At 43.6% G+C, this 25,026-nt stretch carries 20 protein-coding genes; 18 read left to right on the plus strand and 2 right to left on the minus strand.

Annotation, left to right across the window (positions count from 1 at the left end):
* The first annotated feature begins 17 nt into the window (after window positions 1-17).
* From M998_RS18095 to nuoN, 12 genes are all read left to right on the plus strand, one after another.
* Window positions 18-692 (plus strand): NuoB/complex I 20 kDa subunit family protein, encoded by a 675-nt coding sequence (locus M998_RS18095; protein WP_068444905.1) that lies wholly within the window; start codon window positions 18-20, stop codon window positions 690-692.
* A 74-nt stretch (window positions 693-766) separates the two neighbouring features.
* Entirely contained in the window at window positions 767-2,569 is a 1,803-nt protein-coding gene (gene nuoC / locus M998_RS18100) for an NADH-quinone oxidoreductase subunit C/D (protein WP_175403104.1), read from the plus strand.
* 2 nt (window positions 2,570-2,571) lie between these two features.
* A complete protein-coding gene (gene nuoE / locus M998_RS18105; RefSeq protein ID WP_068444901.1) occupies window positions 2,572-3,120 on the plus strand; it encodes an NADH-quinone oxidoreductase subunit NuoE in 549 nt (182 codons plus the stop codon).
* Window positions 3,117-4,478: an NADH-quinone oxidoreductase subunit NuoF gene (gene nuoF, locus M998_RS18110; RefSeq protein ID WP_068444899.1), complete on the plus strand. Its 1,362-nt coding sequence runs from the start codon at window positions 3,117-3,119 to the stop codon at window positions 4,476-4,478. Before nuoE ends, nuoF begins: the two co-directional genes overlap by 4 nt.
* Before the next feature lie 98 nt (window positions 4,479-4,576).
* On the plus strand, window positions 4,577-7,300 hold the full coding sequence (gene nuoG / locus M998_RS18115; protein ID WP_082913046.1) for an NADH-quinone oxidoreductase subunit NuoG: 2,724 nt from the start codon (window positions 4,577-4,579) through the stop codon (window positions 7,298-7,300).
* Window positions 7,300-8,277 (plus strand): NADH-quinone oxidoreductase subunit NuoH, encoded by a 978-nt coding sequence (gene nuoH, locus M998_RS18120; RefSeq protein ID WP_068444895.1) that lies wholly within the window; start codon window positions 7,300-7,302, stop codon window positions 8,275-8,277. Before nuoG ends, nuoH begins: the two co-directional genes overlap by 1 nt.
* A gap of 14 nt (window positions 8,278-8,291) precedes the next feature.
* Complete coding sequence (nuoI, locus tag M998_RS18125; RefSeq protein ID WP_068444893.1) at window positions 8,292-8,834, plus strand: NADH-quinone oxidoreductase subunit NuoI; 543 nt, start codon at window positions 8,292-8,294, stop codon at window positions 8,832-8,834.
* 12 nt (window positions 8,835-8,846) lie between these two features.
* The gene (gene nuoJ, locus M998_RS18130) at window positions 8,847-9,386 is read left to right on the plus strand and encodes an NADH-quinone oxidoreductase subunit J (protein WP_068444891.1); all 540 of its coding nucleotides are present in this window, start codon (window positions 8,847-8,849) and stop codon (window positions 9,384-9,386) included.
* Window positions 9,386-9,688, plus strand: a complete 303-nt coding sequence (gene nuoK / locus M998_RS18135; protein ID WP_068444889.1) for an NADH-quinone oxidoreductase subunit NuoK — start codon at window positions 9,386-9,388, stop codon at window positions 9,686-9,688. The genes nuoJ and nuoK overlap by 1 nt, the downstream gene beginning before the upstream one ends.
* Window positions 9,685-11,535, plus strand: coding sequence for an NADH-quinone oxidoreductase subunit L (nuoL, locus tag M998_RS18140; protein ID WP_068910159.1), 1,851 nt, complete (start codon window positions 9,685-9,687; stop codon window positions 11,533-11,535). The genes nuoK and nuoL overlap by 4 nt, the downstream gene beginning before the upstream one ends.
* Window positions 11,536-11,554: 19 nt before the next feature.
* Window positions 11,555-13,075, plus strand: coding sequence for an NADH-quinone oxidoreductase subunit M (gene nuoM, locus M998_RS18145; protein ID WP_068910161.1), 1,521 nt, complete (start codon window positions 11,555-11,557; stop codon window positions 13,073-13,075).
* Window positions 13,076-13,081: 6 nt separating this feature from the next.
* A complete protein-coding gene (gene nuoN, locus M998_RS18150; RefSeq protein ID WP_068910163.1) occupies window positions 13,082-14,566 on the plus strand; it encodes an NADH-quinone oxidoreductase subunit NuoN in 1,485 nt (494 codons plus the stop codon).
* Between the two features lie 66 nt (window positions 14,567-14,632).
* Here nuoN and M998_RS18155 read toward each other — a convergent pair whose 3' ends face one another.
* Both M998_RS18155 and M998_RS18160 read right to left on the minus strand, forming a co-directional pair.
* Window positions 14,633-15,643, minus strand: coding sequence for an alpha-xenorhabdolysin family binary toxin subunit B (locus M998_RS18155; RefSeq protein WP_068444882.1), 1,011 nt, complete (start codon window positions 15,641-15,643; stop codon window positions 14,633-14,635).
* Between the two features lie 11 nt (window positions 15,644-15,654).
* Window positions 15,655-16,863 carry an alpha-xenorhabdolysin family binary toxin subunit A gene (locus M998_RS18160; RefSeq protein WP_068444879.1) on the minus strand — a complete coding sequence of 403 codons (1,209 nt, stop codon included), beginning with the start codon at window positions 16,861-16,863 and terminating at the stop codon, window positions 15,655-15,657.
* An 874-nt stretch (window positions 16,864-17,737) separates the two neighbouring features.
* On the opposite strand from M998_RS18160, the gene M998_RS18165 reads away from it, so the two are divergent.
* From M998_RS18165 to menE, 6 genes are all read left to right on the plus strand, one after another.
* Window positions 17,738-19,075, plus strand: a complete 1,338-nt coding sequence (locus M998_RS18165; RefSeq protein WP_068910164.1) for an isochorismate synthase — start codon at window positions 17,738-17,740, stop codon at window positions 19,073-19,075.
* Window positions 19,076-19,282: 207 nt separating this feature from the next.
* Window positions 19,283-20,956: a 2-succinyl-5-enolpyruvyl-6-hydroxy-3-cyclohexene-1-carboxylic-acid synthase gene (gene menD / locus M998_RS18170; RefSeq protein WP_068910166.1), complete on the plus strand. Its 1,674-nt coding sequence runs from the start codon at window positions 19,283-19,285 to the stop codon at window positions 20,954-20,956.
* Window positions 20,956-21,720 (plus strand): 2-succinyl-6-hydroxy-2,4-cyclohexadiene-1-carboxylate synthase, encoded by a 765-nt coding sequence (gene menH, locus M998_RS18175; protein WP_068910168.1) that lies wholly within the window; start codon window positions 20,956-20,958, stop codon window positions 21,718-21,720. The genes menD and menH overlap by 1 nt, the downstream gene beginning before the upstream one ends.
* A gap of 12 nt (window positions 21,721-21,732) precedes the next feature.
* On the plus strand, window positions 21,733-22,590 hold the full coding sequence (menB, locus tag M998_RS18180) for a 1,4-dihydroxy-2-naphthoyl-CoA synthase (protein ID WP_068444864.1): 858 nt from the start codon (window positions 21,733-21,735) through the stop codon (window positions 22,588-22,590).
* Window positions 22,590-23,561: an o-succinylbenzoate synthase gene (gene menC, locus M998_RS18185; protein WP_068910170.1), complete on the plus strand. Its 972-nt coding sequence runs from the start codon at window positions 22,590-22,592 to the stop codon at window positions 23,559-23,561. Before menB ends, menC begins: the two co-directional genes overlap by 1 nt.
* Entirely contained in the window at window positions 23,549-24,961 is a 1,413-nt protein-coding gene (gene menE, locus M998_RS18190; protein ID WP_068910172.1) for an o-succinylbenzoate--CoA ligase, read from the plus strand. The genes menC and menE overlap by 13 nt, the downstream gene beginning before the upstream one ends.
* The last annotated feature ends 65 nt before the right edge of the window (window positions 24,962-25,026 follow it).

Below are 25,026 nucleotides of genomic sequence, written 5' to 3' on the forward strand. Positions count from 1 at the left end.
AAGCGAGGCATTATAAAATGGATTATACGCTCACCCGCATAGATCCGAACGGTGAGAACGACCGTTACCCACTGCAAACTCAGGAAATCGTAAGCGATCCACTGGAGCAGCAAGTTGAAAATAGTGTGTACATGGGAAAACTTTCTCATGCATTACATGATGTTGTTAACTGGGGACGTAAAAACTCTCTATGGCCATATAACTTTGGCCTTTCATGTTGCTATGTAGAAATGGTGACTTCGTTCACGGCTGTTCATGACGTTGCCCGCTTTGGTGCAGAAGTACTGCGTGCTTCACCTCGTCAAGCCGATTTCATGGTAGTAGCAGGAACCTGTTTTACAAAAATGGCGCCTGTTATTCAACGTCTTTACGATCAGATGCTGGAACCTAAATGGGTTATCTCAATGGGTTCATGTGCAAACTCTGGTGGTATGTATGACATTTATTCTGTCGTACAAGGTGTCGATAAGTTTATCCCTGTGGATGTTTATATCCCGGGTTGCCCACCACGTCCTGAAGCCTATATGCAGGCTCTGCTTCTTTTGCAAGAGTCCATTGGCAAAGAGCGTCGTCCGCTCTCCTGGGTCGTTGGCGATCAGGGTGTTTATCGTGCCAATATGCAGTCAGAAAGAGAAAGAAAGCACGGTGAACGTATCGCAGTGACTAACCTGCGTACACCAGACGAAATTTAAGGCTTAAAGCCATACAGCGTAACAGAGCAATGTTGTTGCGAAATAATAAACCTGATCAAGCGTTATGGTGAAGAATGATGACAGATCAGATAGCGCAAGTAAGTAATACCCAGCCAGGATGGCAGACACAGGATCATTTAAATGACCCTGTGCTTCTGGAGCTGCGCAACCAATTTGGGCCGGATGCCTTTTCTGTTCAAGCGACTCGGACTGGTATGCCAGTCATTTGGGTTAGGCGTGAACAGCTGCTGGAAGTTGTAGATTTCTTAAAGAAACTACCAAAACCGTATGTCATGTTATTTGACTTACATGGGGTAGATGAGCGTCAAAGAATTCACCGTCAAGGTCTGCCAGAGGCAGATTTTAGTGTTTTCTATCACTTTATCTCCATTGACCGTAACCGCGATATTATGTTGAAGGTGGCTCTTAACGAGAATGACCTAAACGTACCATCCGTGGTTTCACTGTTCCCGAATGCAAGTTGGTATGAGCGTGAAGTGTGGGATATGTTCGGTATAACCTTCCAAGGTCATCCGAATTTACGCCGCCTGCTGATGTCGCCAAGCTGGGAAGGTCACCCGCTACGCAAGGATTATCCTGCGCGAGCAACTGAATTTGACCCGTTCGTCCTGACTAAGCAAAAGCAAGATCTGGAAATGGAAGCATTAACTTTCAAACCAGAAGAGTGGGACATGTCACGTGGAAATGAAAACGAAGATTTCATGTTCCTGAACTTGGGTCCAAACCATCCATCTTCTCACGGTGCGTTCCGTATCGTGTTGCAGCTTGATGGTGAAGAAATCGTTAACTGCGTTCCCGATATCGGTTATCACCATCGTGGTGCTGAAAAAATGGGTGAGCGTCAGTCATGGCATAGTTATATTCCTTACACTGACCGCATCGAGTATCTTGGCGGTTGTGTTAATGAAATGCCATACATCTTAGCCGTGGAAAAACTGGCAGGTATCGAAGTACCGGATCGAGTTAAAACTATCCGTGTCATGATGTCTGAGCTGTTCCGCATCAATAGCCACCTTTTGTACATCAGTACGTATATTCAAGACGTTGGTGCAATGACACCGGTGTTCTTTGCGTTCACCGATAGACAAAAAGTGTACAACGTTGTTGAAGCTATTACTGGTTTCCGTATGCACCCAGCTTGGTTCCGTATTGGTGGCGTCGCTCATGACTTGCCGCACGGTTGGGATAAACTGCTACGTGAGCTATTAGATTGGCTACCAAAACGTTTAGAATCTTATGTGACCTCTGCACTGAAAAACTCCATCCTCAAAGGCCGTTCAATCGGCGTGGCTTCTTATACGAAAGAGGAAGCATTAGCATGGGGTGTAACAGGTGCAGGTTTACGTGCGACAGGCGTTGATTTTGACGTACGTAAATGGCGTCCATATTCAGGTTATGAAAACTTTGAATTCGATATTCCTATCGCTCACAACGGTGACTGTTATGACCGTGTGATGATCAAAGTTGAAGAGATGCGCCAGAGTATTCGTATTCTTGAGCAGTGCTTGAAGAATATGCCTGAAGGTCCTTTCAAGGCAGATCATCCACTGACAACTCCACCGCCAAAAGAGCGGACGTTGCAGCACATTGAAACCCTGATCAACCACTTCTTACAAGTGTCTTGGGGGCCTGTGATGCCTGCGAATGAGTCATTCCAGATGGTTGAAGCCACGAAAGGGATCAACAGCTACTACCTAACCAGTGACGGCAGCACCATGAGCTATCGTACACGTATTCGTACCCCGAGTTATGCTCACTTGCAGCAAATTCCGGCGGTGATTAAAGGTAGTTTAGTGTCGGACTTAATCGTCTATCTGGGTAGTATCGATTTTGTAATGTCGGATGTGGATCGCTAACCATGCATAATGAACATAACGAAAATGATAAGCACAATGCGCTCGATGTGGTGAATGTGTTTGAACCTCAAGCCCATCATGGCTTTGTCCTGACTGACAAAGAACGTGAAGAGATTGAAGGTGAGAAACACCACTACGAAGACGCTCGTGCAGCATCAATTGAAGCACTGAAAATTGTGCAAAAAAACCGTGGCTGGGTTGAAGACGGTGCTATTTACGCAATAGCAGACGTTCTCGGTATCCCAGCGAGTGACGTGGAAGGTGTGGCGACATTCTATAGCCAAATTTTCCGCCAACCTGTTGGACGCCATATTATTCGCTATTGCGACAGTGTTGTTTGCCATATTACGGGTTATCAGGGCTTAGAAGCTGAAATTATTAAGCAGCTCAATATTCGCCCAGGCCAAACAACAGAAGATGGTCGCTTTACATTGCTGCCAACTTGCTGCTTAGGTAACTGTGATAAGGGTCCATCGATGATGATCGATGATGACACGCACAGCTACGTTCAGCCTGAAAATATTGAAAAGCTACTGGAGCAGTATCCATGACAAACTCCTCCGTTAAACAAGTGATCCGCACTGCTGAGACACATCCGCTGACATGGCGTTTGCGTGATGACAGTCAACCGGTTTGGTTGGACGAGTATCGCAGTACTAACGGATATAAAGGTGTTGAACGTGCTCTCAAAGGCATGGCCTCAGAAGAAGTTGTTAACCTGGTTAAAGACGCAGGCCTAAAAGGTCGCGGTGGTGCAGGGTTCTCAACAGGTCTGAAATGGAGCCTAATGCCGAAAGATGAAAACATGAAACTGCGTTACTTCTTATGTAATGCGGATGAAATGGAGCCGGGCACCTATAAAGACCGTCTATTGATGGAACAACTACCACACTTATTAGTGGAAGGAATGATCATCGGTGCTTATGCATTAAAAGCCTACCGGGGTTATATCTTTTTACGCGGTGAATATGTTGAAGCGGCACAAAATTTACGTCGCGCCATCGAAGAAGCCAAAGCAGCAGGCCTGCTAGGCAAAAATATCCTCGGTTCGGGTTTTGATTTCGAACTGTTTGTGCACACTGGGGCGGGGCGTTATATCTGTGGTGAAGAAACCGCATTGATTAACTCCCTTGAAGGCCGCCGTGCAAATCCTCGATCTAAACCGCCATTCCCCGCTACATCAGGTGCGTGGGGCAAGCCAACTTGCGTCAATAACGTTGAAACCATCTGTAACGTGCCCGCAATTTTAGAGCACGGTGACCAATGGTATATCGACTTGAGCGCAGGTAAGAGTAAAGATGCCGGCACAAAACTGATGGGTTTCTCCGGTCGTGTTAAAAACCCAGGTCTCTGGGAACTGCCTTTCGGTACCACTGCACGTGAAGTGTTAGAAGACTATGCTGGCGGGATGCGTGACGGTTTGAAATTTAAGGCATGGCAGCCGGGTGGTGCAGGAACAGACTTTCTGACCAGTGACCACCTCGACTTACCAATGGATTTCGAGAACATCGCCAAAGCCGGTAGTCGTCTTGGAACGGCATTAGCAATGGCGGTTGACCACGAAATCAATATGGTTTCTTTAGTGCGTAATCTCGAAACATTCTTCGCACGTGAATCCTGTGGTTGGTGTACGCCATGTCGTGATGGTTTACCGTGGAGTGTGAAAATTTTACAAGCGCTGGAAAAAGGCGAAGGCCAGCCGGGGGATATTGAAACCCTCGAGCAGTTATGTCGCTTCCTCGGCCCAGGTAAAACTTTCTGTGCACACGCACCGGGTGCGGTTGAACCGCTACAAAGTGCCATCAAATATTTCCGTGAAGAATTCGAAGCGGGTATCTCGCAAAAAGATTTGCGTAATCTTACGCACATTGCCGGTATCCAGCCAAATCTGCTTAAGCAGCGTTGGTAGTATCTAACGATTGAGCAACCGTTAGATAAGTTTTTCACCAAGAACGTATTTTTGATTAACGCCTGCGCTTAAGCGGGCCTTTGGGAAGCATGCTGACTATGGCTACAATATATGTAGACGGCAAAGAATATAATGTAAACGGGTCTGAAAACCTGCTACAAGCCTGCCTATCGCTGGGGCTAGATATTCCTTATTTTTGCTGGCATCCGGCGCTGGGAAGCGTTGGCGCTTGCCGCCAGTGTGCGGTTAAGCAATATCAGAACGCGGATGATACTCGCGGTCGCCTAGTAATGTCCTGTATGACACCGGCAACGGAAGGCACTTACATCTCTATCGATGATGAAGAAGCCAAACAATTCCGTGAAAGTGTTATTGAATGGCTGATGACCAACCATCCACACGACTGTCCAGTCTGTGAGGAGGGTGGTAACTGCCATTTACAAGATATGACGGTGATGTCCGGTCACACCATGCGTAAATATCGTTTTACGAAACGCACTCACGTTAATCAGGATCTCGGGCCGTTCATTAGTCATGAAATGAACCGCTGTATCGCCTGTTATCGTTGTGTTCGTTACTATAAAGATTACGCTGATGGCACTGACTTAGGTGTCTATGGTGCCCATAACTATATTTACTTCGGTCGTACAGAAGACGGAACACTGGAAAGTGAATTTTCAGGGAACTTAGTCGAAGTCTGTCCGACAGGGGTATTTACCGATAAAACGCACTCCGAACGCTATAACCGTAAATGGGATATGCAATTTGCACCGGGTATCTGCCAACAGTGCAGCATCGGTTGTAATACCAGCCCAGGTGAGCGTTATGGTGAATTGCGCCGTATTGAAAACCGCTATAATGGTTCCGTAAACCATTACTTCCTCTGTGACCGTGGCCGTTTTGGTTATGGTTATGTCAATCGCAAAGATCGTCCTCGCCAAGCCGTTTTGAACAAAGACGGTGTTAAACAGGTTATTTCAGCGATTGAAGCCATGCAAAGTGGTGCGCAAATTATCAATCAAGCGAAAAAAGTGATTGGTATTGGTTCACCGCGTGCAAGCATTGAAAGCAACTATGCATTACGTGCACTGGTTGGCGCAGAAAACTTCTACTCAGGTATCTCAACGGGTGAACAGCGCCGCTTAGCGCTGATGCAAAATATCCTGCAAAATGGCGGTATTTATACCCCGACCCTGCGTGAAGTTGAAAGTTATGATGCGGTATTAGTACTGGGTGAAGATTTAACTCAGACGGGTGCGCGTATGGCACTTTCGGTTCGCCAAGCGGTTAAAGGTAAAGCGCGTGAGATGGCAGCGGCACAAAAAGTGGCCGATTGGCAAATCGCAGCAATCCAAAACATTGGTCAACATGCAAAATATCCGCTGTTTATCACTAACGTGGACGATACGCGTTTAGATGATGTTGCTGCCTTTAACTATCGTGCGCCAGTGGCAGATCAAGCCCGCTTAGGTTTTGCTATCGCCAATATGATTAACGGTGAAGCACCGGTAGTTGATGGCTTGCCAGCGGATTTGAAAGCCAAAGTGGAAACCATTGCACAAGCGTTAGCAAGTGCGAAAAAACCATTGATTATCAGTGGTAGCCACAGTGCAAGTGATGCGATGATCCAAGCTGCCGCAAACGTGGCTTTTGCGCTAAAAGCGAAAGGTGCCAACGTCGGTCTGTCATATCTCGCGTCCCATGCAAATAGCTTTGGTTTAGCCATGATGAATGCGCAGCCGCTTGATAGTGCGTTAGCGCGTATTGAAGCGAATGAAGCTGACGTAGCGATTGTGATGGAAAATGACCTTTACCGTCACAGCAGTATTGATGCAGTTGATAGCGCACTGGCGAAATTGAAACAGTTGATAGTTGCTGATCATCAACACACCGCTATCATGGATAAAGCAACGTTGATCCTGCCTGCGGCGAGTTTCGCAGAAGCAGATGGCACCTTGATTAACCAAGAAGGCCGTGCACAACGTTTCTTCCAAGTATTCGACCCAACGTATTACGATAAAACTATCGTGATGAACGAAAGCTGGCGCTGGTTGCATTCATTGCAAACAGAAGCACAAGCACGTGACGCTGATTGGTCGCAACTTGATCATGTGATTGCTGACTGTGTTGCCGCAATGCCGCAATTTGCGGGTATTGTGAATGCTGCACCGAAAGCGTCTTTCCGTATCCGTGGGCAGAAACTGGCACGTGAACCGCATCGTTACAGTGGTCGTACGGCTATGCTAGCGAACCAATCGGTACATGAGCCTCGTCAACCACAAGATATTGACTCGCCATTTGCTTTCTCTATGGAAGGGAATAACAGTCCAACAGCACCTCGTCAGCAAATTCCATTTGCATGGGCGCCGGGCTGGAACTCACCACAAGCATGGAATAAATTCCAAGCAGAAGTGGGCGGGCACCTACTATTTGGTGATCCGGGTGTGCGTCTGTTTAACTCAACCGAAAGCAAATTGACCTATTTCACTGACATTCCAGCCGCTTATCAAGCGACAGAAGCTCAGTGGGTTATCGCGCCTTATTATCATTTGTTCGGCAGTGATGAAATGTCACAGCGTTCAGATGTGATCCAACAGCGTATGCCAGAGCCTTATATCATGCTGAATACGCAAGATGCGGCAAGCCTAGGTCTACCTGTGGGTTCTAAAGCTGAATTTAGTCATGCAGGCCAAGCATTTAACTTGACTGTACGCATCAGCAAGAACTTATCAGCAGGTCAAATTGGTTTACCGTTAGGTATGCCGGGTATCGCACCTGTTATGGCGGGCGTGTCAGTCAATAATCTGCGGAGGGGAGCATGATGGATTGGATTTCTCCGGGCGTGATGGAAGTGATTATTTCCATCCTCAAATCTGTCGTTATTTTATTGGTTGTTGTGACGTGTGGTGCTTACATGAGTCTGGGGGAGCGCCGTATTTTAGGTCTGTTCCAGAACCGTTATGGCCCTAACCGTGTTGGCCCATTTGGTATGGGTCAATTGATTGCCGACATGTTCAAAATGCTGTTTAAAGAAGACTGGGTCCCACAGTTCGCGGATAAAAAAATATTTACGCTAGCGCCAGTTATCGCATTTTGTTCATTGTTCCTCGCATTCGCTATCGTGCCGGTGAGTCCAACTTGGCACGTTGCAGACCTTAACATCGGAATTTTATTCTTCCTGATGATGGCGGGTCTTGCCGTGTATGCGGTGCTATTTGCCGGTTGGTCAAGTAACAACAAATATTCATTACTCGGCGCGATGCGTGCATCAGCACAAACCGTTAGCTACGAAGTATTCTTGGGCTTGTCATTAATGGGTGTGGTTGCGCAAGCAGGTTCATTCAACTTAATCGACATCGTCAATTCCCAAGAAGGCATGTGGAATATTATTCCTCAATTCTTTGGTTTTCTGACCTTTGCGATTGCGGGCGTTGCGGTATGTCACCGTCACCCGTTTGACCAACCGGAAGCAGAACAAGAAATTGCAGATGGTTACCACGTCGAATATTCGGGCATGAAATTTGGTTTGTTCTTTGTCGGTGAGTATATCGGTATCGTTACGGTGTCCGCGCTGATTGTGACACTGTTCTTTGGTGGTTGGCATGGACCATTCTTGCCAGCGTTCCTGTGGTTTGCGATTAAAACGGCTTTCTTCATGATGATGTTCATCCTGATCCGTGCCTCTTTACCGCGTCCACGTTATGACCAAGTAATGTCCTTCGGTTGGAAAATTTGTCTGCCGCTGACACTGCTTAACCTGCTGGGTACCGCAGCAGTGATTTTATACAACGCTCAGTAAGGGGTGATTGAACCATGACATTGAAAGAGTTATTGGTCGGTTTCGCCACCCAAGTACGCAGTATTTGGATGGTGGGGCTACATGCGTTCGATAAACGCGAAACGCTAATGTATCCAGAAGAACCTGTTTATCTGCCACCCCGTTACCGTGGGCGTATCGTGTTAACGCGCGACCCAGACGGTGAAGAGCGTTGTGTTGCGTGTAACTTATGTGCGGTTGCTTGCCCAGTGGGTTGTATCTCACTGCAAAAAGCCGAGCATGAAGACGGGCGCTGGTATCCAGAATTTTTCCGCGTTAACTTCTCGCGCTGTATTTTCTGTGGTCTGTGTGAAGAGGCTTGTCCTACAACGGCAATCCAATTAACACCAGACTTTGAAATGGCCGATTGGAGACGTCAGGATCTCGTTTACGAGAAAGGTGACTTGTTGATTTCAGGTCCGGGTAAATATCCTGATTATAACTTTTACCGGAAATCGGGTATGGCGGTTGCGGGTAAAGACAAGGGTGAAGCGGATAATGAAGCGAAACCTATTAACGTCAAAGACCTGTTGCCATAAGGAGCGATATTCATGGAATTTACATTTTATATCGCCGGCCTAGTTGCTATTTTAGCAACTCTGAGGGTGATAACGAATACCAACCCGGTGCATGCACTACTGTATCTGGTTGTTTCTCTGCTGGCTCTGTCCATGGTGTTTTTCTCACTAGGCGCTTATTTTGCTGGCGCACTGGAGATCATCGTGTACGCCGGAGCCATTATGGTTCTGTTTGTTTTCGTGGTGATGATGCTAAATCTAGGGCGTTCTGTCGAAGAACAAGAACGTGCTTGGCTGAAACCAAAAATGTGGATAGGTCCCGCCGTTTTATCTGCGGTTTTACTGGCCATCCTCATTTACGGCATTAACGCTCTTTCTTACCAAGAAGGTATCGCAGGTACTGTTATTGGGGCAAAAGAAGTGGGTATCAGTTTATTCGGTCCTTATGTTTTGGCCGTTGAACTTGCATCATTGTTATTACTGGCGGGTATCGTAGTTGCGTTCCACGTCGGTCGTGACCGTCAAGAAAACAGCGCTGACCTTGTCAGTAGCCGTAATGCGGAGGAGCAATAATGATACCTCTTCAACATGGTCTGATTTTAGCGGCGATTTTATTTGTAATGGGACTCAGCTGTCTTGTTATTCGCCGCAACTTGCTTTTTATGCTGATCGGACTGGAGATCATGATTAACTCAGCTGCGCTAGCCTTTGTTGTCGCAGGGAGTTTTTGGGGGCAGCCAGACGGCCAAATTATGTATATTTTGGCAATTGCATTGGCTGCAGCGGAGGCGAGTATTGGATTGGCGTTGTTACTGCAACTCCATCGTCATCGTCAGAACCTGAATATTGATAAAGTCAGTGAGATGCGCGGATGAACCTACTCTATTTAACGATTCTGTTGCCACTATTGGGGTCTGTGCTACTTGCATTCTCTCGTGGTCGCTGGTCAGAAAATGTTTCTGCCATTATCGGTGCGGGCTCGGTCGGCTTAGCCGCTGTAGTCGCATTCTTTGCTGGCAGTGAATTTTTAGTCAAAGATGCCGTGACGGTGGGGTATGTTTATTCCCAGCCATTATGGACTTGGATGTCTGTTGGTACGTTCAACATCCCATTTACCTTAGCCCTTGATGGTCTTTCTCTTACCATGTTAGGTGTGGTAACGGGTGTGGGCTTCCTTATTCACGTATATGCTTCTTGGTATATGCGTGGCGAGGAAGGTTACTCACGTTTCTTCGCTTACACCAACCTGTTTATCGCGAGTATGGTGGTTTTAGTACTAGCAGATAACATGATGCTGATGTATCTCGGTTGGGAAGGGGTAGGGCTGTGCAGTTACTTGTTGATTGGTTTCTATTACACCAATCCAGATAACGGCAAAGCGGCGATGAAAGCCTTCTTCGTGACCCGTATTGGTGATGTGTTCTTAGCCATCGGTATGTTTATCCTGTGGAATGAGCTCGGTACACTTAACTTCAGCGAAATGGCGGTACTTGCGCCACAGAAATTTGCTGAAGGCTCAACCATGATAAACTGGGCAACCTTAATGATCTTAGGTGGCGCAGTCGGGAAATCGGCGCAATTACCACTACAGACATGGTTGGCTGATGCGATGGCGGGTCCAACACCTGTTTCGGCACTGATCCACGCCGCAACCATGGTAACAGCGGGTGTTTACTTGATTGCCCGTACTCATGGGTTGTTCTTATTAGCGCCTGAAGTTCTGCACCTTGTGGGTGTAGTGGGTGCGGTAACCTTGATTTTTGCAGGTTGTGCCGCGCTGGTACAGACAGATATCAAACGTGTTCTCGCTTACTCAACCATGAGCCAAATTGGTTATATGTTTTTGGCTTTGGGTGTCCAAGCATGGGATGCAGCGATTTTCCACCTAATGACTCACGCATTCTTTAAAGCGTTGCTGTTCCTGTCAGCAGGTTCGGTTATCTTAGCGTGCCATCACGAGCAAAATATTTTCAAAATGGGTGGGTTGCGTAAGCAAATTCCATTCGTCTACGTTGTCATGTTGATTGGCGGAAGTGCACTTGCGGCACTGCCTCTATTTACCTCCGGTTTCTACAGTAAAGATGCCATCTTATGGGGTGCTCAACTTGATGGACAGACAGTCTTGTTATGGGCAGGTATCATCGGTGCATTAATGACCGCAATATACACCTTCCGTATGATTTTCATCGTCTTCCACGGCGAAGCGAAAATCAAAGCGCACAAGGTCAAAGGTATCACCCACACATTGCCACTGGGTATTCTGGCTATTCTTGCAACGTTTGTTGGTGCATTAATTCATCAGCCATTAGAAGGGGTATTCCCAGCCAAACCACTCGCAGGGCATGACGGTAAAATCTTACTGGAAGCTATCTCTGGTGGGTTTGCCATCGCCGGCCTGTTAATTGCGGCATTCCTCTATCTATTTAGACGTTCAATTGCCAATGCTATCGCTAAAAGTGCGCCAGGCCGTTTCCTCTCAACATGGTGGTACCATGCGTGGGGCTTCGATTGGTTGTATGACGTGGTCTTTGTGAAACCATTTAAAGGTGTCGCATGGCTACTTGAGAGCGATCCGGTGAACTCACTAATGAATATTCCTGCTAGCCTATCTCGTTGGGCAAATAAAGGGTTATCGGTGAGTGAAAACGGTCAGATCCGTTGGTATGTTGCCTCGTTGGGGCTGGGTGCAGTGCTGATTCTTGCTCTGCTGCTTTTGGTTTAATTAAGGGACACATTGCGCCATGCTACTACCTTGGCTAATACTTATTCCCTTTATCGGTGGCCTGCTAAGCTGGCAGGCTGACCGGTTCAGTCACCGCGCACCACGTTGGATTGCGCTGGGGACCATGGGAATTACATTAATACTCTCCGTGCAACTTTGGTTACAGGGAAACTATTCTCTGATTAACCCGCAAGGTATCCCACAATGGCAAGATGTTTATTTCATGCCATGGATACCGTCACTGGGAATTAACTTCTCTTTAGCGATTGATGGTTTGTCACTATTGATGGTCGTTCTTACAGCGATTATGGGTGGTTTTTCTATCCTAAGCTCATGGAGTGAAAATCAAGCGAACCAAGGTGCTTATCACTTTAACCTGCTGTGGATTATCGCAGGTGTGATGGGGATCTTCACCGCTGTCGACCTTTTCCTATTCTTTTTCTTCTGGGAAATGATGCTGATACCAATGTACTTCCTGATTGCCAATTGGGGACACAAAGGATCAGAAAACAGACAGCACATCAAAGCGGCGACTAAGTTCTTTATCTACACGCAGGCAAGTGGTCTGATCATGTTAGTGTCCATCATCGGATTGGCACTGGCACACTTCAGCTCAACGGACGTACTAACATTCGACTATAACCAATTGCTTGGCACACAAATGTCTAGCTCTGTGGCCTTTATGTTGATGTTAGGCTTCTTTATTGCCTTTGCGGTTAAAATGCCGTTAGTCCCTTTCCACGGTTGGATGGCAGATACGCAAGAACAATCGCCAACGGCGGGTTCTGTGGATATTTCCGGTATCATGCTCAAAACAGCGGCATACGGTTTACTGCGTTTTACATTGCCTTTGTTCCCAGAAGCGTCCATTCAATTCACGCCAGTGGCGATGACTTTGGGTGTGATTAGCATTTTCTACGGTGCATGGTTGGCATTTAAACAGACGGATATCAAACGCTTAGCCGCGTACAGTAGCTTATCTCACATGGGTTTTGTGACGGTTGCTATCTATGCAGGTTCGATGCTGGCTTACCAAGGTGCGGTTATCCAGATGATCACCAACGGCCTATCTGGCGCTGCGTTGATTATCATCAGTGGTCAATTGTATGAACGTACACAGACTCGTGATATGCGCATGATGGGTGGCTTATGGAAACGCATCAAGTGGTTACCGGGAATGTCACTGTTCTTTGCTGCGGCTACACTCGGTATGCCGGGAACAGGTAACTTTATCGGTGAGTTCATGATCCTGTTCGGCAGCTTCAGCCAATTCACGCTGGTAACAAGCATTATGGTCTTTGGTGTGGTGTTTGCTTCGGTCTACTCTTTGTGGATGATGCAGCAAACTTACTACGGTACGCCGAAATCAGAAAGCGAAATGAAAGGGTTAACTGCACGTGAGTTTGGCGTGTTGCTGGCTCTGGCTGCACTACTGGTTATTATCGGTTTCTATCCGCAACCTATACTGGATACTTCAGTGGGTGCGATGGGAACGCTGCATAACCTGTATTCTGCTTCACTTACAACATTAGGGCTGTAATTCGCCATGACAATAACACCTCAAGAATTGATCGCGATACTACCGCTGATGATCGTCGGATTGACGGCGGTGGTTGTGATGCTGTCCATTGCGTGGCGACGCGATCACTTAACCAGTGCTGCACTGACAATTTTTGGTTTTGTAATCGCTTTATTATCGCTGATATGGTTAAACAGCTATACACCAGAGGAAGGCGTTTTACTCCTTCCTAAAGAAGTGACGTCTCTCATTCTGGTTGATGGTTTTGCACTGTTCTACTCTGCATTGGTCTTAATTGCGGGAATTGGAACCAGTATTTTTGCATACCATTGGCTAGAAGGGTTTAACGACAATAGAGATGAATTTCACCTGTTACTGGCCATTGCCGTATCAGGCGGGGTCTTACTTTCTATGTCTAACCACATGGCTTCCATGTTTATTGGTATTGAGCTTATTTCATTACCACTATTCGGCTTAGTGGCATATACCTTTGAGCGTAGTCGTACTTTAGAAGCCGGTATCAAATACATGGTACTATCAGCAGCCGCATCGTCGTTCCTGCTGTTTGGTATCGCATTGCTTTATGCAGAATCAGGTAGTTTAAGCTTTACTGCTGTCGGTAAAAGCTTAGCTGACAGCGCCATTCATTCTCCGCTGATTTTAATTGGCTTTGGTATGATGATTGTCGGGTTTGGCTTTAAATTATCCCTGTTTCCATTCCAATTATGGACACCTGATGTCTATCAAGGTGCGCCAGCTCCCGTTTCTGCATTTTTAGCAACCGGCAGTAAAATTGGTATCTTTGCCGTATTGGTGCGTCTGTTTTATGAAGCGCCAATCGGTGGAAGCGAAACGTTAAACACGGTCATTACCGTAATCGGTATTGCATCAATCTTGTTTGGTAACCTATTGGCTATCACGCAAAAAAGCGCAAAACGTTTGCTGGGTTACTCATCAATCGCCCATATGGGGTATTTATTGGTAGCACTGGTTGCATTAGGTGTTGATCCAATTGCAGCACAAGTCACAATCGGTATTTACTTGGTCGGTTACTTATTTGCGAGTTTAGCCGCATTTGGTGTCATCAGTATCATTTCTAGCCCTTACCGTGGTGATGATCAAGATGACTTTAGCGCATTCCGCGGTTTGTTCTGGCATAAGCCGGTACTGGCAACGGTAATGACAGTCGCGATGTTATCCCTTGCGGGTATCCCAATTACGTTAGGCTTTATCGGTAAGTTCTATGTCATTATTTCAGCGGTATATGCAGAGCTATGGTGGTTAACCGGAGCAGTCGTTATCGGTAGTGCTATTGGTCTATATTATTACCTCCGTTTTATGGCGAGCCTATACAGCCGCGATGCCGAACATGAAGGACGCTACACAGGTCCTGAAAAAGCCACATTGGGTACTGTGGTTGCCGTTATCTGTGCAATCGCCGTTATCGTATTTGGTGTATGGCCACAACCATTGATTGATCTGACGTCAACCGCATTAGCTTATGTTGGTTAATATTAGATTGTGAGTTAATCAATAGTTGAAGTGAAAAACCGGTTACTTTTCAGTAACCGGTTTTTTTTAATCCGGTAGCTGGCGCTGATATTGATTTTCAATGTCGTGTAAATAAGTCACCAGCGTTTGGCTCGCAACATTAATTTGAGCCAAATTTAGTGTTTTCTCTGACGCATTTTTATTAATGAAATGGCACCAGGCTTCCCAATACTTTTTAAGTAATTCCATCTGAACAATAACTGACTCTTTCTGTATATCAATCATTGTTATTTCATAAGAGTAAGATATTAACTGAGAAAGCCGAAAGATATTCGTGTCGATGGTGTTGATTTCCTCTCTTATTTCAATAATCTGGCCATTAACATAGAGTCTTACATCGACCAGTTGTGTAAATTCTAATCCATCGTCTACCATATTGAGTAAATTTTTAACGTAATTAATCGCCGCTTTTAAAATGTCTTTTTTATTCGGTGGAATATTAATCGAATCAATTAGCTCTTTTCCTTGAAAGTATTTATCAAAAAAATCAGTGAGCTTATTTTTAAGAATGATCTCTTCTGCCGCGACGATGATAGAAAGGTCATTATTGAGTTCATTAACTTTACATTGCTTAGCGTTTTTAGAAATAATCAAACTCTCTTTTTGACTAACATATTGGATATACTTTAGCTTATTGGGTTCATCGAGGTGATAAACTAAAAGCGATTCTAGCGTAAATCGAATTTTTGATATTAATTTTTCTAATTCAAACTGCAAGCTCATTAAATCGTCGATAAAATCAGCGATAAAAATGTGACGTTGCTGTTCTAAATAATCATTAGGTATCGTATTGGAGGTACTTAAGTCATTTAATTCACTGTTAATAATGTAATGTAGTTTAATATTTAAAATTGGAATGGAGTTACGAATTATTTCATTAAGTCTTTCCATTTTTATGGCTATTTTTTGTATTCGGCCATAAATTATATAGTCATAATTTATAATATTCTTATTAAAAGAGTTTATACTGTTGGAAATACATCTCAAGTCATAGATATCAATGGAAGGTAGCATCGGTAAATCAAAGTTATTATGCATATTAATGCCTTTTATTGAGAAAGCGAGTCATTTGAATTTAATTCATCAAAGAGTGAAATAAGATGAGCTGAATAATCTTGGATTGAGCGCCAAGAAGTGACAATGCGTTTGAATTGAGTAATGAAGCGAATAAGCTTTTCGGCATCATTTATTCGTTTGAAAGTATCAATAGATTGGTTTATTTCTGTTAAAATAACTAACCACATATAATCTAAGTGGTCTACAGCGAGGCGAGCATCTTTGAAAAAACCCTCAATTTTATGCAAATTAAGCTGAATATCGAATACCGTTTTTTTAATCAACTTATCTTGATTTATTTTTTCGTTAATATTTTCTATTTCTTGTAATGCTATGTTTTTTAATTTTCGTATTTTTTCTGCTTTAGCGCCAAAAATACTACTTGTGACGATAAGACCAATAACACCACCGGCTAGACCCGTAAAGCAGAGTTTAATAAAATGTGAATACTCTTGCTCCAACTGATGAATCTCTTGTTTTTTATATTCAATTTGTGTTTTTAAATACGTTTCTGAATCTTCATTGTTAATTGAATCAAGCTGTTGGTAAATACCTTTCACATTAAATAACAATGACTCTATATGATTAAAATCAGATAGATAGCCACCTACGATATGCACACGAAAATCAGAAATAACACTTTTAATGTTGGTTGTTTTAATTGATTGATTTTTAATGTCGCTTTTTATTAGTTGTAAAATACAGGTTAGCTCAGTTGCAATTTGCTGATCATCGCTTTGGTATGTAATGTCTTCAAGCTCCTGACTAGAAAGATCCGCTAAACTATCGGAGGTTTTTTGCATTATTGGCATATGATTAATATATTCAATAATTTGATTTCCCGTCTGTATTATATTCCTACTGGTTAATGATAAATTAATCGATTGTTGCTTAACTTGTTGTTCAACATAATCCCAGCTATTAGCATGGTCGCGAATATTAAGGATCGTATTGGTTAACTCAAGAGGGGAAACAGGTAACTCTGTTGATTTTGTAATACCAAACCATTTTAATATATCACTCTCTTTCATTGGTAATGAAAGTGCAAATTGCACATGTTTGTTAATATTAATCAAATCCTCTAATGTGAAAATTCCTGTAGCCCTCGCGGATAATGAATCCTGATTAGTTAATAAAGCTAGGGTGGCATCGCCAATATCTTCTTTCTCAATTATTCTGTCGTAATTTACTTGATTGTTCATTATTTATTTCCAATTAGTTAGATTAGAATCTATTATTTTAAAGCTAAGTTTTTTAATTGTTTTTAGATGGTAAAATAGTTAAATTGCTGATTTTAATATTGATAAAAATGTAATGATCACCTAAAAACAAACCTAAATTTAAATTATCTATTTGTTAACTTACTCGAAAGTTAACATTGGTAGTGATATTAAAAAATGAAAATGAACAATAAAAATAATTCATTAATGTAAGTGTGATTTTTAGCGTGATTTTTATAAAAGAATGAAAGTGTGGATTGAATGAGGTTGTTATTTTCATGAAATAATAAAGAATTTGTTTTTAGAGCCCAGGTTTTAACGAGATATATAAAAGATAGATTAAGAATAGTAACGATACACCTAATCATTAAAATGACTTTATCATTACCTTTGCCCAGCGATTGAAAATATCTTCATTATCTACCTTTACTCTGACTTATTAGTAAATTGAATATTTTGAAGGATAAAGGCTATGTTTTTTTATGATATTTATATTTTATCGATTAGAGGAGATGAAAAGTATTTAATTTTTTGTAAGAGATAACAAAATGATCATTTCTGTTTGCTTGCAAACCTTAATGTACGGATAAACTAAGCACAAATATTGACCTGTTGGTTAAATTCTATTCAAAAATTACTGCTTGTAATAACCGCATAATTTATATGCTAATTATATTATTGTACTATCATAAATAAACTATACTAACCGTATCGAAAGCTTAAGCCGCTAAATATTCGAAAAACTGTTCATTTTGTGCGCTTATCATAGCTTTAAATAATCAATGTATTAATAAATTACATTGCGCTATATAATAAATCGAAGTAAATCTGTGTGATGTGGCAGTAGGAATCTAAAGTGAACTATAAAAAAATTGATAACTTAATAACTGAAATTCTTAATCATTTGTCTACATTGACACTCAAGTCGGAAGCGCATACCCGCATTATTTGGCAGCTTGATGGCTTGCTGTCATTCCCGAGTTTAGCTTGGTTATCTGAGCAATCCTGTTATCCACAATTCTATTGGTATCAGCGCACTGGTACCGAAGAGTGCAGCGCATTAGGCATGGTAAGATCATTTAGTTCAATTACCGATGCCGAGCAATTTTTAGCCCAACACGTAGAAACCCCAGATATACGTCTTTGGGGCTTAAATGGCTGGAATGCGGTGGGGGAAAGTATCGCAGAGGATATTAAGCAACAGGCAACATTTTGTTTTCTTCCGCGTTTAGAAATTTTTCGCTTACGTTCAAGCGTAACGGTAAGCATAAATATTGAGGGTGAAGAAGATAGGCTCAATGCCATTGCATTTTTACAGCAATTAAAGCCGGCAGTACAACCCTCACTTTCATTATCCGCCACCATTATTGCGCAGGAACATATTCCTGAGCATGTACAGTGGTGTCACTTATTAACCAACGCGATTAATGAAATGAAAGCGGGGAAAATGGAAAAAGTGGTGATGGCACGTGAAACAAAATTGAAGTTATCTAATTCAATCTCAGTTGCTGAATTTTTATCTGCAAGTCAGCAGGTTAATCACCATTGTTACCATTTTATGATGGCTTTTAGCAAAAATAGCGGTTTTATCTCCTCAACACCAGAGCGGTTATATTTACGTCAAGGTGAGCAACTGAATTCGGAAGCATTGGCTGGTACGGTCGCTAATCATGTGGATGATGCGATTGCGGCTGAAAATGCAAAATGGTTAATGGAAGACGGTAAGAACCAGCATGAAAATTTAGTGGTGGTTGATGATATCTGCCAACAATTGCAAGGGGCGGTGACAGGGATAGATGTGTCATCGGCTAAAGTCATTCGACTAAGAAAAATTCAGCATTTATATCGTTCTATTGTGGCGACATTAGTATCCCCATCTGATAGCGAGTGTTTACAACGGTTACAGCCTACTGCGGCTGTTTGTGGTTTACCAAGAGCCGCTGCTCGTGACTTTTTAGCTAAAAATGAGCCTTTTTCTCGAGGATGGTATGCGGGAACTGGGGGTTACGTGAGTTTAACTAAAAGCGAATTTGCGGTTTCTTTACGTTGCGCACAAATTGAAGGTGATCGGGTATCTCTGTATTCAGGCGCAGGCATTGTGAGCGGTTCGGATCCCGAACAAGAGTGGGAAGAAATCGAAAATAAAGCGGCTGGGCTCAAGTCACTATTTGAACACAATGAAAAACCACAGTAGAAACATGGTTATTTCTTTTTATTTTCAACTAGTTCAACAAAAATTGTCTTGAGATCAAGAAATTTATTTTAGTCCTATTAGACTGACTATACCCAATTAAATCAAGTTACAGCTAAGCGATAAAAAATGCGTTACTCGCAGCATAACCAATAACGCTGAAACTTGAACTATGACGGGTATTATAATTAATCATCTGCCGAGTACATTATGTCGAATTCTGCTTTTAATATACGTTGGGCTGAGGTTATTGTAGAAGCACTCGCCCGTCACGGTATGAAACATATCTGTATTGCGCCGGGGTCACGCTCTACACCTTTAACCCTTGCGGCAATTAACAATAACAAATTACATTGTCATACCCATTTTGATGAGCGGGGATTAGGCCATCTTGCACTCGGTCTTGCTAAAGCGAGCAATGAGCCTGTCGGGGTCATTGTGACCTCGGGTACTGCGGTGGCTAACCTTTATCCTGCGCTAATCGAAGCTGGTTTGACTGGCGAAAAAGTGATTTTTTTAACCGCCGACAGACCCCCTGAGCTGATTGATTGTGGCGCAAACCAAGCCATCCGTCAGACGCATATCTTCGCCTCACATCCATTACAAAGCTTGATGCTACCAAGGCCAACAAAAGATATTTCCGCCAAATGGCTCGTCACCGCGATTGATAATGGCATGAACCAGTTACGCCATGGCGGGTTTCATATTAATTGCCCGTTTGCTGAGCCGCTATATGGCGAGACAGAAGGGGAGTACGAATGGCAAAAATCATTAGGTGATTGGTGGAATTCGAATCACCCTTGGTTAATTGAACCTCTTACAAACTCAGTGGCCTTAGTTGCCGATTGGTATTTTTGGCGACAGAAAAAAGGCGTAGTTATTGCAGGGCGAATGAGCGCTAAAGACGGTGAGTTGGTTGCCAATTGGGCGCAGCAATTAGGTTGGCCGTTGATTGGCGATGTTCTATCGCAAACTGGGCAACCATACCCATGCGCTGATCTTTGGTTACAGCATCCCCAAGCGATTGAGCAGTTAAAACAAGCGGAGTTAGTGATTCAATTTGGCTCAAGCTTAACGGGTAAACGTCTTTTGCAATGGCAGGCTAACTGCCAACCTCAAGAATATTGGATTGTCGATGCCATCCCACAGCGATTAGATCCCGCAAACCATAAAGGGCGTAAATTGACGTGCTCTATTAATGGTTGGATTGAAAATCATCCTGCTCAGCCTCGAGGTTTGTGGTGTGAGGACGTATATGATTTAGCAAAAAAAACGCAACGACGGGTTGAAAGTCAATTGAAAAACCAATATTCCGAAGCGGCGATAGCACATCAATTACCGGAATTGCTAGCGCCGAGAGGACAGCTTTTTGTCGGAAACAGTTTAATTGTCAGGCTAATCGATGCTTTTGCTCAATTACCTATGGGTTATCCGGTTTACAGTAACCGTGGGGCCAGTGGTATTGATGGTTTGATCTCCACCATGGCTGGGGTACAACGGGCAAAAGCAAAATCAACGTTGGGAATTGTGGGTGACTTATCTGCACTATACGATTTAAATAGCCTCGCCTTGCTGCGAGAACCTTCAGCGCCAACCGTGTTAATTATCGTCAATAACAACGGTGGACAAATTTTCTCCATGTTACCTACACCCGATGAGGCAAGACAGAATTATTATTGCATGCCTCAGAATGTGAGTTTTGAGCCCGCAGCTAAAATGTTTGGCTTACAATATTGCGCACCAACGGACTGGAATACCCTAAAAACCAGCGTTCAGCAATTTTGGCATAATCAGCGTGGAACTTTGTTGGTGGAATTAGTCGTTGATAGTGATGAAGGGGCTAAGACATTAAAGCAATTACTCGAAGACGTTGGTCATCTTTGATGTTAGCTGCACACGTTTATCACACTGATAAATCAGGTCCTTGGCTGGTTTGGTTACATGGGCTATTAGGCAGTGCAGAGGATTGGTTGCCAGTGATCAATCAATGTGATGATTACCCATCAATCGCGGTGGATTTACCGGGACATAGTGATTCACAGGCTGTTAACTGCCAAAGTTTTAGCGATTTTGATGCGCAACTTAATGCATTATTAAAACATTATAGTATCGATGAATACTATTTAATTGGTTATTCATTAGGTGCAAGGCTTGCTATGCATTTCGCCTGCCATCAACAAATTAATGGATTAAAAGGGTTGGTGATTGAAGGGGGCAATGTGGGTTTGCTCGATGAGCAAGAACGTGAAGCAAGAGCGAATAATGATAGACGCTGGGCACAACGTTTCCGTGAAGAGCCAATAAACACAGTGCTTGATGATTGGTATCAGCAAGCCGTATTTTCGGATTTAACTGTAGCGCAACGTCAGCAATTGGTGGCACTTCGTTGTGTGAATAATCCAACCGCGATAGGGGACATGTTAGAAAATACCTCTCTTGCAAAACAGCCATTTCTAGCCAGAAAATTGCAACAACTGACGATCCCTTATCGCTATTTTTGCGGTGAAAGAGATCAAAAATTTCGAAGCGTTTCGCAACAATATGCTTTGCCGTTAACGCTGATTGAAAATGCAGGGCATAATGCTCATCGGGAAAACCCTCAAAGCTATGCAACTGCACTTCACTATTTTTTATCACACTGTGGTTAAAGGAACTTGATAATGATTTATCCGAGCGAAGAAAAACTGTATGCCCCAATAGAATGGAAAGATTGCTCTGAAGGGTTTGACGATATTCTGTATCACAAATCCCCAGAAGGGATCGCTAAAATTACCATTAATCGCCCTCAAGTACGCAACGCCTTCCGTCCACAGACTGTGAAAGAAATGATGCAAGCATTGGCGGATGCTCGCTATGACGACACCGTTGGCACCATTATTTTAACCGGTGAAGGTGAAAAAGCGTTCTGTGCAGGTGGCGACCAAAAAATTCGTGGAGATTACGGCGGGTATCGTGATGAAAGTGGCACTCACCACTTGAACGTATTAGATTTCCAACGTCAAATCCGCACTTGTCCAAAACCAGTGGTGGCGATGGTTGCTGGTTTCGCGATTGGCGGTGGCCATGTTTTACATATGATGTGTGATTTAACGATTGCCGCTGAAAATGCAGTTTTCGGTCAAACAGGACCTAAAGTTGGCTCATTTGATGGTGGTTGGGGTGCATCTTACATGGCTCGCATTGTCGGTCAAAAGAAAGCGCGTGAAATTTGGTTCCTATGCCGTCAATACGATGCGAAAGAAGCATTAGACATGGGGCTGGTAAATACGGTTGTCCCTAATGCCGATTTAGAAAAAGAAACCGTACGCTGGTGTCGCGAAATGTTAGAAAACAGCCCAATGGCGCTGCGTTGTTTAAAAGCAGCGCTGAATGCGGATTGTGATGGTCAAGCCGGTCTACAAGAATTGGCAGGTAACGCCACCATGCTGTTTTATATGACAGATGAAGGACAAGAAGGGCGTAATGCATTTAACGAAAAACGTGCGCCAGACTTTTCTAAATATAAGCGTAATCCGTAATGCGTAAAGCTAAACTTTATTCATTCAGCCTGCCAATGGAGGCAGGCATTATCCTTCGTTATCAACGACTAAAAACTCGAGATGGGTTACTGGTATGTTTACAGGATGGGGATAACGAAGGTTGGGGAGAAATATCGCCTCTACCTGAATTTAGCCAAGAGACATTAGCAGAAGCTACTGCCGAAGCAATTAATTGGCTAAATGAATGGGTAAACGAAGGCGAAATTTCTGAAAGTACATTACCTTCAGTGGCATTTGGTTGCAGCTGTGCGCTAGCTGAATTGAGTAGGGAACTCCCTGAGCAAGCGGATTATCGTAAAGCCCCGTTATGCAGTGGCGACCCCGATGACTTAATCTTAAGTCTCGATGCGATGGACTGTGAGAAAGTTGCCAAGGTTAAAGTCGGGCTGTATGAGGCTGTACGTGATGGTATGGTGGCGAATATCTTGCTCGAAGCCGTGCCTGAATTGAAATTGCGTTTGGATGCCAACCGCAGTTGGACTCGCGCAAAAGCGGATGGCTTCGCTAAATATGTTAACCCAGACTACCGTTCCCGCATTGCCTTCCTCGAAGAGCCTTGCAAAACGCGAGAAGAATCGCTGCAATTTTCAGCTGATACGGGTATTGCAATTGCTTGGGACGAAAGTGTACGTGAACCCGACTTCAAGGTTGAAGCGCAACCCGGTGTTGTTGCTATCATCATCAAGCCAACGTTGACGGGAAGCCTTTCCTATTGCCGTTCCTTGATTGACGCAGCCCACGAATTAGGGTTGCAAGCGGTGATCAGTTCTTCGATTGAAACCAGCTTTGGTTTAACCCAATTAGCACGGGTCGCAAATTGGCTAACACCTAATACTATCCCAGGGCTTGATACGGTTTCATTGATCCAATCTCAATTGGTTCGACCGTGGCCGCAATGTGATATCCCTGTGCAACAGTTAGATGAATTGACCGTTGTATGGCAGCGTTAGTGCCGATAAATGACTGGCCTTGGCAGCATTGGGCCAGTCTTCAACCTGATTCAATTGCACTGTTTACGGATGCAGAAACCTATACATGGAGTGCTTTGAATCAGCAGATTTCACATCTTGCCACTTATTTTTCAATGCAAGGGTTAAGTCGGGGGCAATGTGTCGTTTTACGGGGTAAGAACTCAATTGAATTACTTTTATGTCAATTGGCTATTATTACTTGTGGTGCAAAAGTATTACCGCTTAATCCTCGCCTGCCAGATAGTTTATTAGAACAGCTATTACCCCATCTTGATGTCAACTTTGTCATCGACTTTACTGACAACGCAAAGGTATTCGCGGATTATTCTGGTCTAGACTATCAACTTTATTATCACTTTATCGGGGATGATGTATTTCAACCGATAAATTTCCATGATGCTGTTAATCAACCCGCAACACTAATCCTCACATCAGGCTCAACCGGCTTACCGAAGGCTGCGGTTCATAGTATTTGTGCCCATTTAAACAGTGCGGATGGCGTTATTAGTGCGATGAATTATCAACAGGATGATTGTTGGCTGCTTTCCCTTCCACTATTTCATGTCTCAGGGCAAGGGATCGTTTGGCGATGGCTATTACGTGGCGGGCGCATTGCATTACGTTCGCAGCCGCTGGTGGAGACATTACAGGGTGTGACTCATGCATCGTTAGTGCCAACTCAGCTTTGGCGATTACTTAACGATCCAACTTCCCATGAAATTAAACTTAAAGAAGTTTTACTTGGGGGAGCGATGATCCCAACCAGTTTAACGACTCTCGCCGCTAGCCGTGGAATTGTGTGCTGGAGTGGTTATGGTTTGACCGAAATGGCATCAACCGTTTGTGCAAAGCAGGCAGATGGCAAGTCTGGTGTTGGTATTCCATTAAAGGGTAAACAGGTTCGTCTGGTTGATAATGAAATTCAAATCCAATCAACAAGCCAAGCGATGGGCTATTGGTTTGATGGTCAAATTAAGCCATTAAACAGTATCGACGGGTGGTTTAAAACTAATGATAAAGGCGCTTTTATTGATGGTGAATATCAAATATTAGGTCGCCTTGATAATTTATTCATTAGTGGTGGCGAATGCATTCAACCTGAAGATATTGAATCAATTATTAATTCTCATCCCCAAGTGGCTCAAAGTTTTATTATCCCGATTGACGATATAGAGTTTGGACAAAGACCCGTGGCGGTCATTGATTTACTCGATAACGTTGAATTAGAGATTATTGCTTGTTGGCTCAAAGATAAGCTAGCGCCGTATCAGTATCCTGCTTATTTTTATCCACTCGTGGATGATTTAAAATCGGGTGGCATTAAAGTATCGCGACAGCAGGTAAAAAACTGGGTGTTAGAAGTCGTTAATCTTCGCTAAAAGTTTTTATAGCAAAAAAGTAAAAGCGCTAGGAAAAACCCTAACGCTTTATTTAATGATTTATT

The sequence above is a fragment of the Providencia heimbachae ATCC 35613 genome, from assembly GCF_001655055.1.
Taxonomy (GTDB): Bacteria; Pseudomonadota; Gammaproteobacteria; order Enterobacterales; family Enterobacteriaceae; genus Providencia; species Providencia heimbachae.

Coding starts and splice junctions, on each gene's coding strand:
- M998_RS18160 (WP_068444879.1), bottom strand. CDS start 16,863: ATGAACAATCAAGTAAATTACGACAGAATAATTGAGAAAGAAGATATT.
- nuoN (WP_068910163.1), top strand. CDS start 13,082: ATGACAATAACACCTCAAGAATTGATCGCGATACTACCGCTGATGATC.
- nuoJ (WP_068444891.1), top strand. CDS start 8,847: ATGGAATTTACATTTTATATCGCCGGCCTAGTTGCTATTTTAGCAACT.
- nuoC (WP_175403104.1), top strand. CDS start 767: ATGATGACAGATCAGATAGCGCAAGTAAGTAATACCCAGCCAGGATGG.
- nuoH (WP_068444895.1), top strand. CDS start 7,300: ATGGATTGGATTTCTCCGGGCGTGATGGAAGTGATTATTTCCATCCTC.
- menC (WP_068910170.1), top strand. CDS start 22,590: ATGCGTAAAGCTAAACTTTATTCATTCAGCCTGCCAATGGAGGCAGGC.
- nuoG (WP_082913046.1), top strand. CDS start 4,577: ATGGCTACAATATATGTAGACGGCAAAGAATATAATGTAAACGGGTCT.
- nuoM (WP_068910161.1), top strand. CDS start 11,555: ATGCTACTACCTTGGCTAATACTTATTCCCTTTATCGGTGGCCTGCTA.
- menH (WP_068910168.1), top strand. CDS start 20,956: ATGTTAGCTGCACACGTTTATCACACTGATAAATCAGGTCCTTGGCTG.
- nuoK (WP_068444889.1), top strand. CDS start 9,386: ATGATACCTCTTCAACATGGTCTGATTTTAGCGGCGATTTTATTTGTA.
- menB (WP_068444864.1), top strand. CDS start 21,733: ATGATTTATCCGAGCGAAGAAAAACTGTATGCCCCAATAGAATGGAAA.
- nuoL (WP_068910159.1), top strand. CDS start 9,685: ATGAACCTACTCTATTTAACGATTCTGTTGCCACTATTGGGGTCTGTG.
- nuoF (WP_068444899.1), top strand. CDS start 3,117: ATGACAAACTCCTCCGTTAAACAAGTGATCCGCACTGCTGAGACACAT.
- nuoE (WP_068444901.1), top strand. CDS start 2,572: ATGCATAATGAACATAACGAAAATGATAAGCACAATGCGCTCGATGTG.
- nuoI (WP_068444893.1), top strand. CDS start 8,292: ATGACATTGAAAGAGTTATTGGTCGGTTTCGCCACCCAAGTACGCAGT.
- M998_RS18155 (WP_068444882.1), bottom strand. CDS start 15,643: ATGCATAATAACTTTGATTTACCGATGCTACCTTCCATTGATATCTAT.
- menE (WP_068910172.1), top strand. CDS start 23,549: ATGGCAGCGTTAGTGCCGATAAATGACTGGCCTTGGCAGCATTGGGCC.
- menD (WP_068910166.1), top strand. CDS start 19,283: ATGTCGAATTCTGCTTTTAATATACGTTGGGCTGAGGTTATTGTAGAA.
- M998_RS18095 (WP_068444905.1), top strand. CDS start 18: ATGGATTATACGCTCACCCGCATAGATCCGAACGGTGAGAACGACCGT.